This window comes from Streptomyces sp. NPDC086077 (genome assembly GCF_040686175.1).
Classification (GTDB): domain Bacteria; phylum Actinomycetota; class Actinomycetes; order Streptomycetales; family Streptomycetaceae; genus Streptomyces.
In genome coordinates this window covers 1-7,316 of sequence record NZ_JBFBJT010000238.1, presented here as the reverse complement: position 1 = coordinate 7,316, position 7,316 = coordinate 1, and the positions used below count along the sequence as shown (strand labels likewise).

The 7,316-nt window shown below is 71.5% G+C and carries 8 protein-coding genes; 5 read left to right on the top strand and 3 right to left on the bottom strand.

All coding sequences use genetic code 11. The features are described 5' to 3' along the window. A partial coding sequence (locus tag AB0O67_RS35660; protein ID WP_365459721.1) for a DUF2510 domain-containing protein occupies positions 1-650 on the bottom strand: 650 nt, incomplete at its 3' end. 234 nt (positions 651-884) lie between these two features. On the opposite strand from AB0O67_RS35660, the gene AB0O67_RS35655 reads away from it, so the two are divergent. Continuing rightward, the gene (locus AB0O67_RS35655) at positions 885-1,295 is read left to right on the top strand and encodes an SsgA family sporulation/cell division regulator (RefSeq protein WP_365459718.1); all 411 of its coding nucleotides are present in this window, start codon (positions 885-887) and stop codon (positions 1,293-1,295) included. Between the two features lie 13 nt (positions 1,296-1,308). Here AB0O67_RS35655 and AB0O67_RS35650 read toward each other — a convergent pair whose 3' ends face one another. Next, positions 1,309-2,715, bottom strand: coding sequence for an FAD-linked oxidase C-terminal domain-containing protein (locus tag AB0O67_RS35650; protein ID WP_365459715.1), 1,407 nt, complete (start codon positions 2,713-2,715; stop codon positions 1,309-1,311). A 197-nt stretch (positions 2,716-2,912) separates the two neighbouring features. Between AB0O67_RS35650 and AB0O67_RS35645 the strand changes: the two genes are divergently transcribed. Further along, on the top strand, positions 2,913-4,271 hold the full coding sequence (locus AB0O67_RS35645; RefSeq protein WP_365459724.1) for a tetratricopeptide repeat protein: 1,359 nt from the start codon (positions 2,913-2,915) through the stop codon (positions 4,269-4,271). Between the two features lie 10 nt (positions 4,272-4,281). On the opposite strand, the gene hppD is transcribed toward AB0O67_RS35645, so the two are convergent. Beyond that, positions 4,282-5,427, bottom strand: coding sequence for a 4-hydroxyphenylpyruvate dioxygenase (gene hppD / locus AB0O67_RS35640; RefSeq protein WP_365459712.1), 1,146 nt, complete (start codon positions 5,425-5,427; stop codon positions 4,282-4,284). A 124-nt stretch (positions 5,428-5,551) separates the two neighbouring features. Between hppD and AB0O67_RS35635 the strand changes: the two genes are divergently transcribed. The 3 genes from AB0O67_RS35635 to AB0O67_RS35625 form a co-directional block, all read left to right on the top strand. After that, the gene (locus AB0O67_RS35635) at positions 5,552-6,022 is read left to right on the top strand and encodes an Lrp/AsnC family transcriptional regulator (RefSeq protein WP_365459709.1); all 471 of its coding nucleotides are present in this window, start codon (positions 5,552-5,554) and stop codon (positions 6,020-6,022) included. Between the two features lie 57 nt (positions 6,023-6,079). Then, on the top strand, positions 6,080-6,727 hold the full coding sequence (locus tag AB0O67_RS35630) for an ABC transporter permease (RefSeq protein WP_365459706.1): 648 nt from the start codon (positions 6,080-6,082) through the stop codon (positions 6,725-6,727). Next, positions 6,720-7,316 (top strand): ATP-binding cassette domain-containing protein (locus tag AB0O67_RS35625; RefSeq protein ID WP_365459703.1); only part of this gene is annotated, 597 nt, incomplete at its 3' end. The genes AB0O67_RS35630 and AB0O67_RS35625, both read left to right, overlap by 8 nt.

Sequence of the window (7,316 nt, the reverse complement as noted above, 5' to 3'; positions counted from 1 at the left end):
CCCACCGGATCGTGCGGCAACCCGCTCGACACAGTGAGGACTCGTGGCCGCGGGGGAAGGTTGTGGTGCCGCGGTCGGACTCGACGTCCAGCAGGCTCGGGGGCATCCTCCGCACCGCCCGCGCCCTGCGCCTTGGCGGTCGGACGACGGAACACGAACGTGTTGCCGGAGGGCGGCTGTTCGGACCCGGCAGGCGAGGTGGGTCCCCCTTGCTCGGGCGAAGCCGGGAACTCGGGGGACGCCACCGCGCCGTCCGGCTGGGCGGGCGGGTCCGCCGGGACGCGCGGGTCCGCGCCCTGTGCCGCGGGCCAGGCGACGCGCCGGTCCTGGTCGCCGCCGAAGCCGGACTGCCGGGAGCGGTCGGCGCCCCACGCGGAGGCGGGCTCGGGACGGCTGCCGTGCTGGGCGTCCTGGCGCCCGGCCGCGGGGTCCTCGTCGAAGAAGTGCGGCCCGGTCTCCTCGACGACGGGCTGCGCGGGGCGCGTGCCGGAGGGCGGGGCGAGCGGCTCGCCGTCGGCCGGGGCCGGGCGACTGGTGCCCGGCACCCAGGCGGCTCCGTTCCAGTACCGGACATATCCAGGAATGGAGGGGTCCGGGTAATAGCCCTCGCGGGGCCTGTCGTCGCCTGGTGCCGGGGTTGGGGCGCTCATGTCCGTCGTCCCGTATCTGCTCGGGGGTGTTATGGGGGTCTCCACATCTATCAGACCGGCGCAACCCTCACCGCCCGTCCCGCCGGACCCGCCCCTTTCGAGCACGGTTGTGCTAGGCCGCCGCACCCTGCCGCGAAAGAACTCCGGAGAACCCGCGTAACGCTCCGGCCCCTTGCCGCTCTTGTCGGGTACGGGCCCGACGCCAGGGCCCCAGACCGAGGAGAGAGGCACGCCATGCACACCGTGGTGGAGCGCGAACTGGAGCTGAAGCTCATCCTGTCGCCCAAGCGCGGCATCCCGGTGCCGGCCCGCCTGGCCTACCGCACCGACGACCCGTACGCCGTGCACATCTGTTTCCACATCAACTCCGAGCACCCCGTCAGCTGGACGTTCGCCCGGGACCTGCTGGTCGAGGGGGTGTTCCGGCCGTGCGGCCACGGGGACGTACGGGTGTGGCCGGCGAAGTCGGGCGGGCGTGTCGCCGTGGTGATGGCGCTGAGTTCACCCGACGGGGACGCCCTGCTGGAGGCACCGGCGGCGCAGGTGTCGGCCTGGCTGGAGCGCACGTTGCGCCTGGTGCCTCCGGGCTGTGAGGTCGAGCAGCTCGGCATCGACGACGGTCTGGACCGGCTGCTGGCCCAGTGAAGCCGGTGCCGCCTCAGAACAGCTTGCCGGGATTGAGGATCCCCAGCGGGTCGAACGCCTGCTTGACCGCCCGCTGCATCTCCACCCCGACGGGGCCGATCTCGCGTGCCAGCCACTCCTTCTTCAGCACGCCCACGCCGTGTTCGCCGGTGATCGTGCCGCCGAGCTCCAGGCCGAGGGCCATGATCTCGTCGAAGGACTCACGGGCGCGGGCGCACTCGTCGGGGTCCTGGGCGTCGAAGCACACGGTCGGGTGGGTGTTGCCGTCGCCCGCGTGGGCGACCACCCCGATGGTGAGCCGGTACTTCTCCGCGATGCGCTCGACGCCCTCGATCAGGTCGCCGAGCCGGGAGCGGGGCACGCACACGTCGTCGATCATCGTGGTGCCCTTGACGGCCTCCAGCGCGGTGAGCGACAGCCGCCGTGCCTGGAGGAGCAGTTCGGACTCGGCCACGTCGTCCGCCGGGACGACCTGGGTGGCGCCGGCGGCCTCGCACAACGCGCCGAGTGCGGCCAGGTCGGCGGCCGGGTCCGGGGTGTCGAAGGCCGCGAGCAACAGCGCCTCGGTGGTCTCCGGCAGCCCCATGGCGGCCATGTCGTTGACGGCCTTGACCGTCGTACGGTCCATCAGTTCGAGGAGGGAGGGCACGTGCCCGCCCGCCATGATCCGGCACACGGCGTCGCAGGCGGCGGCCGCGGAGGCGAACTCGGCGGCCAGCACCAGTTGCTGCGGCGGCTTGGGCCGCAGGCCCAGGACGGCCCGTACGACGATGCCGAGGGAGCCCTCGGAGCCGACGAACAGGCGGGTGAGGTCGTACCCGGCGACGCCCTTGGCGGTACGGCGGCCGGTGGACATCAGGCGGCCGTCGGCGAGGACGACGTCGAGGCCGAGGACGTACTCGGCGGTCACCCCGTACTTCACGCAGCACAGGCCGCCCGAGGCGGTGCCGATGTTGCCGCCGATGGTGCACATCTCCCAGCTGGAGGGGTCCGGCGGGTAATAGAGGCCGTGTTCGCCGACGGCGCGGGAGAGGGCGGCGTTGACGACGCCGGGTTCGACCACGGCGATGCGGTCGACCGGGCTGATCTCCAGGATCCGGTCCATCTTCGTCAGGGACAGCACGACGCAGCCCTCGGTGGCGTTGGCCCCGCCGGACAGGCCGGTGCGGGCGCCCTGCGGGACCACGGGGACGCGCAGCTCGGTGGCGACGCGCATGACGTGCTGGACCTGCTCGACCGTACGGGGCAGCACGACCACGGCCGGGGTGCCGGCCGGGCAGAAGCTCGCCATGTCGTTGGCGTAGGAGACGGTGATGTCGGGGTCGGTGAGGACGGCCTCGGCCGGCAGGCCCGCGAGCAGCCGGTCCGTGAGGTTGCCCTGCGCTTCGTCGGGAGGGGCTTGGATACGGCTCATGATCACAGAGTGTCACCCGGGGCCATCGGTGTGAACCCCGTCAGCGGCACCGTCTCCGTGCCGGGACCCGGTCGTCGTACTGGCGCACAGTGTCCGCCATGAGGACCGGTGTGAAGACCGCCGTCAGGACCGGCACGGGGAGCGGGGCGAGCGATCCGCGGGGCGCGGGCAGGGGTACCGGCCGGTGGCGTACCCGGCTGGTCATGGGTGTGCTGCTCGGCCTGTTCGTGGGTGCCGTCGCCGTGGGCGGGCTGCTGTGGCTGGAGCGCCCGCAGCCACGGCCCGCACCGCCGCCCGCGCCGGGCCCCGCCGAGGTGGCGCTGGCCGCGATGCGTGCCGGGGTGCCGCCCGCGCTGCGGGATCTGGCGGTGCTGATCGGTGAGCGCGAGCGGCATCTGCGGGCGCATCCCAGGGACGCGCGCGCGTGGGCGGTGCTGGGCACGGCGTACGTGGAGCGGGGGCGGCGGACCGCCGACGCCGCCCACTACCCGACCGCCGAGCGGGCGCTGCGTACCTCGCTGAAGGTGCGGCCGGGCAACGCCGGGGCGCTGGAGGGCATGACGGCGCTGGCGAACGCGCGCCGGGACTTCCGGGCCGCGCGGACCTGGGGCGAGGCCGCCGTGAAGGCGGACGGCAGGCGCTGGACGACGCAGTCGCTGCTGATCGAGGCGTACACGGGCGTCGGCGACTACAAGGCCGCCCGCAGCACCCTCGAGCGGCTCCAGAAACTGCACTCCGGCAGGGCCGTGATGGTCCGGTCGGCCGCCGTGTACTGGGACCGGGGCTGGCGTGAGGACGCGGTGGCCACCCTGGCCGACGCGGCGGCGGGCGCGGAGGCGCCGGCCGAGCGCGCGGCCTGGCTGGAGCGGGCCGGGCAGCTCGCCTGGGAGCGCGGGGACCGGGAGGTCGCCCTGCGGTACTTCGAGGCGGCGGTGCGCGCCGACCCCGACCAGCGGAGCGCGAAGGCCGGGCAGGCGCGCGCGCTGGCTGCGCTGGGGCGGACGGACGAGGCGCTGAGCGCGTACCGGCTGGCACTCGCCGAGCGGCCGTCGCCGCAGTACGCGCTGGAGCTGGGCGAGCTGTACGAGGCGCTGGGACTGGAGCAGCCGGCCCGCGCGCAGTACGACCTGCTGCACGCGCACGTCCGCAGCGCCGCAGCCGGTGGTGTGGACGAGGAGCTGGTGCGGGGGCGCTACGAGGCCGACCACGGCGATCCCGAGGAGGCCGTACGGCTGCTGCGCGACGAGTGGCGCAAGCAGCCCGGCATCGCCGTGGCCGACGCCCTCGGGTGGGCGCTGCACCGCGCGGGGGAGAACGAGGAGGCGCTGGAGTACGCGGTGCGGGCGACCGACAAGGAGCACGGCGGCGGCGTGCGCAGCGCGCTGTACGCCTACCACCGCGGGATGATCGAGAACAGCCTCGGCCTGCCCGGCCCCGCGCGGCGCCATCTGGAGGAGGCGCTGCGCATCAACCCGTACTTCTCACCGCTGTTCGCGCCGCTGGCGCGGGAGAAGCTCCAGGCGCTGGGCGAGCCGCCGGAGGTGCCTGTTCCGGCGGCCTGACCCCGGCCTGTCAGAGGTTGCCGCGCTTCTCCTGCTCGCGCTCGATCGCCTCGAACAGGGCCTTGAAGTTGCCCTTGCCGAAGCCCATCGAGCCGTGCCGCTCGATGATCTCGAAGAAGACGGTCGGACGGTCCTGGACCGGCTTGGTGAAGATCTGCAGCAGATAGCCGTCCTCGTCGCGGTCGGCGAGGATCTTCAGTTCGCGCAGGGTGTCGACCGGCACGCGGGTCTCACCGACCCACTCGCCCAGCGTGTCGTAGTACGAGTCGGGGGTGTCCAGGAACCGCACGCCGGCCGCGCGCATCGTACGGACCGTCTGGACGATGTCGTTGGTGTTCAGCGCGATGTGCTGGACGCCCGCGCCGCCGTAGAACTCCAGGTACTCGTCGATCTGGGACTTCTTCTTGGCGAGGGCGGGCTCGTTGATCGGGAACTTGACCTTGAGCGTGCCGTCGGCGACCACCTTCGACATCAGCGCGCTGTACTCGGTCGCGATGTCGTCGCCCACGAACTCCTTCATGTTCGTGAAGCCCATGACCTTGTTGTAGAAGCCGACCCACTCGTTCATCCGGCCGAGCTCGACGTTGCCCACGCAGTGGTCGATCGCCTGGAAGGTGCGCTGGGCGGGCGGCTCCACCATCGGCTCGGCGGCCACGTAACCCGGCAGGTACGGGCCGTCGTAGCCGGACCGCTCGACCAGGGTGTGCCGGGTCTCGCCGTACGTCGCGATCGCGGCGAGGACGACCGTGCCGTGCTCGTCCTTCAGCTCGTACGGCTCGGCGACCGGGCGGGCGCCCTGCTCGACGGCGTAGGCGAACGCGGCCCGCGCGTCCGGCACCTCGATCGCGAGGTCGACGACACCGTCGCCGTGCGCCGCCACGTGCTCGGCGAGGAAGTGGCCCCAGGTGGTGGCGGGCTTGATCACCGAGGTGAACACGAACCGGGCGGAGCCGTTCTCCAGCACGTAGGCGGCGGTCTCACGGCTGCCGTTCTCCGGTCCGGAGTAGGCGACCAGCCGCATGCCGAAGGCGGTGGAGTAGTAGTGCGCGGCCTGCTTGGCGTTGCCCACGGCGAACACGACCGCGTCCATTCCCTTGACCGGGAAGGGGTCGGCCTGCCGTGCGGTGTCGGGAGTGTGGTGTGTGGTCTGCGTCATGGCCGCAGCGTCTCGCCGACAACGCAAGGTGCGCAATAGTTGGCGTCTTCACTGGGCAAACTGACCAGTGGATTCCCCAATTCGGCGGGCGCTCTGTACAGGATGACCACTTCGGGAGGCTGCCATGACGATCGACCGGCTGGACGGGCGGATCATCGTGCTGCTCGCACGGGAGCCGCGGATCGGCGTGCTGGAGATGTCCCGTCGGCTCGGGGTCGCGCGGGGCACCGTGCAGGCCCGGCTGGACCGGCTTCAGTCGAATGGCGTCATCCGTGGATTCGGCCCGCAGGTGGACCCGGCCGCCCTCGGCTATCCGGTGACCGCCTTCGCCACGCTCCAGATCCGGCAGGGACAAGGTCCCGACGTACGGGCGCACTTGGCGACCGTTCCCGAGGTGCTGGAGCTGCACACCACGACCGGCAGCGGGGACATGCTGTGCCGGCTGGTGGCCCGCTCGAACGCCGATCTCCAGCGTGTGATCGACCGGGTCGTCGGTTTTGATGGGATCGTGCGGGCCGCCACGGCGATCGTGATGGAGAACCCCGTTCCGCTGCGGATCATCCCGCTGGTGGAGCAGGCGGCGCTTCATGAGTGAACGAACGATCAGCGGGAAGGCGCCGGACGGGAGTCACTAGCAGCGGGGTGATGGTGTGTGAACTTCTGGGAGTATCTCGGCAACCGCCATCAGCAACTGCTCACCGACGCCTACCAGCACGCCAGCGTCGTCTTCCAGTGCATGGTCGTGGCGACCGCGATCGGTGTGCTGATCGGCGTGGTCACCTACCGCTCCGAATGGGCCGGCAACCTGGCGACCCTCGCCACCTCGACCATCCTCACCATTCCGTCGCTGGCCATGATCGGTCTGCTGATCCCCCTGGTGGGGCTCGGTGTGCCGCCGACCGTGATCGCCCTGACGCTGTACGGGCTGCTGCCGATCGTCCGTAACGCGATCGTGGGCCTGCGGGGCGTCGATCCGACGCTGGTGGACGCGGCCACCGGCATCGGGATGTCCCGGGCGAAGCGGCTGGTGCGGATCGAGCTGCCCCTCGCCTGGCCGCCGATCCTGACCGGCATCCGGGTCTCCACACAGATGCTGATGGGCATCGCGGCCATCGCCGCCTACGCCTCGGGTCCCGGCCTGGGCAATCTGATCTTCCGCGGTCTCGCCTCGCTGGGCAGCGAGAACGCGCTGAACCAGGTGCTCGCGGGCACCGTCGGCATCATCATCCTGGCCCTGCTGTTCGACGCCGCGTACGTGCTGATCGGGCGGCTGACCATTTCGAAGGGGATCCGTGCCTGAGTCCGAGTCCCATGGGGCGACCATCGAGCTGGAGAATCTCAGCAAGCGGTACGCCGGCAATCCGCAACCCGCCGTCGACAACGTCAGCATGGAGATCAAGGCGGGCGAGACGGTCATCTTCGTCGGTCCGTCCGGGTGCGGTAAGTCGACGACCCTCAAGATGATCAACAGGTTGATCGAGCCGTCGGGCGGGCGCATCCGGATCAACGGTGACGACGTGACCCACATCGATCCGGTCAAGCTGCGCCGCAAGGTCGGCTACGCGATCCAGGCGTCCGGCCTCTTCCCGCACATGACGGTCGCCCAGAACATCGCGCTCGTACCGCGGATGATCGGCTGGTCGAAGACGCGAATCCGTGACCGGGTCGAGGAGATGCTCGATCTCGTCGGGCTCGATCCCGCCGAGTTCCACGGCCGCTATCCGCGCCAGCTGTCCGGCGGGCAGCAGCAGCGGGTGGGCGTGGCACGGGCGCTGGCCGCCGATCCGCCGGTGCTGCTGATGGACGAGCCGTTCGGCGCGGTGGACCCGATCACGCGCGACCACCTCCAGGACGAGTTGATCCGGCTCCAACGCGAGCTGCACAAGACG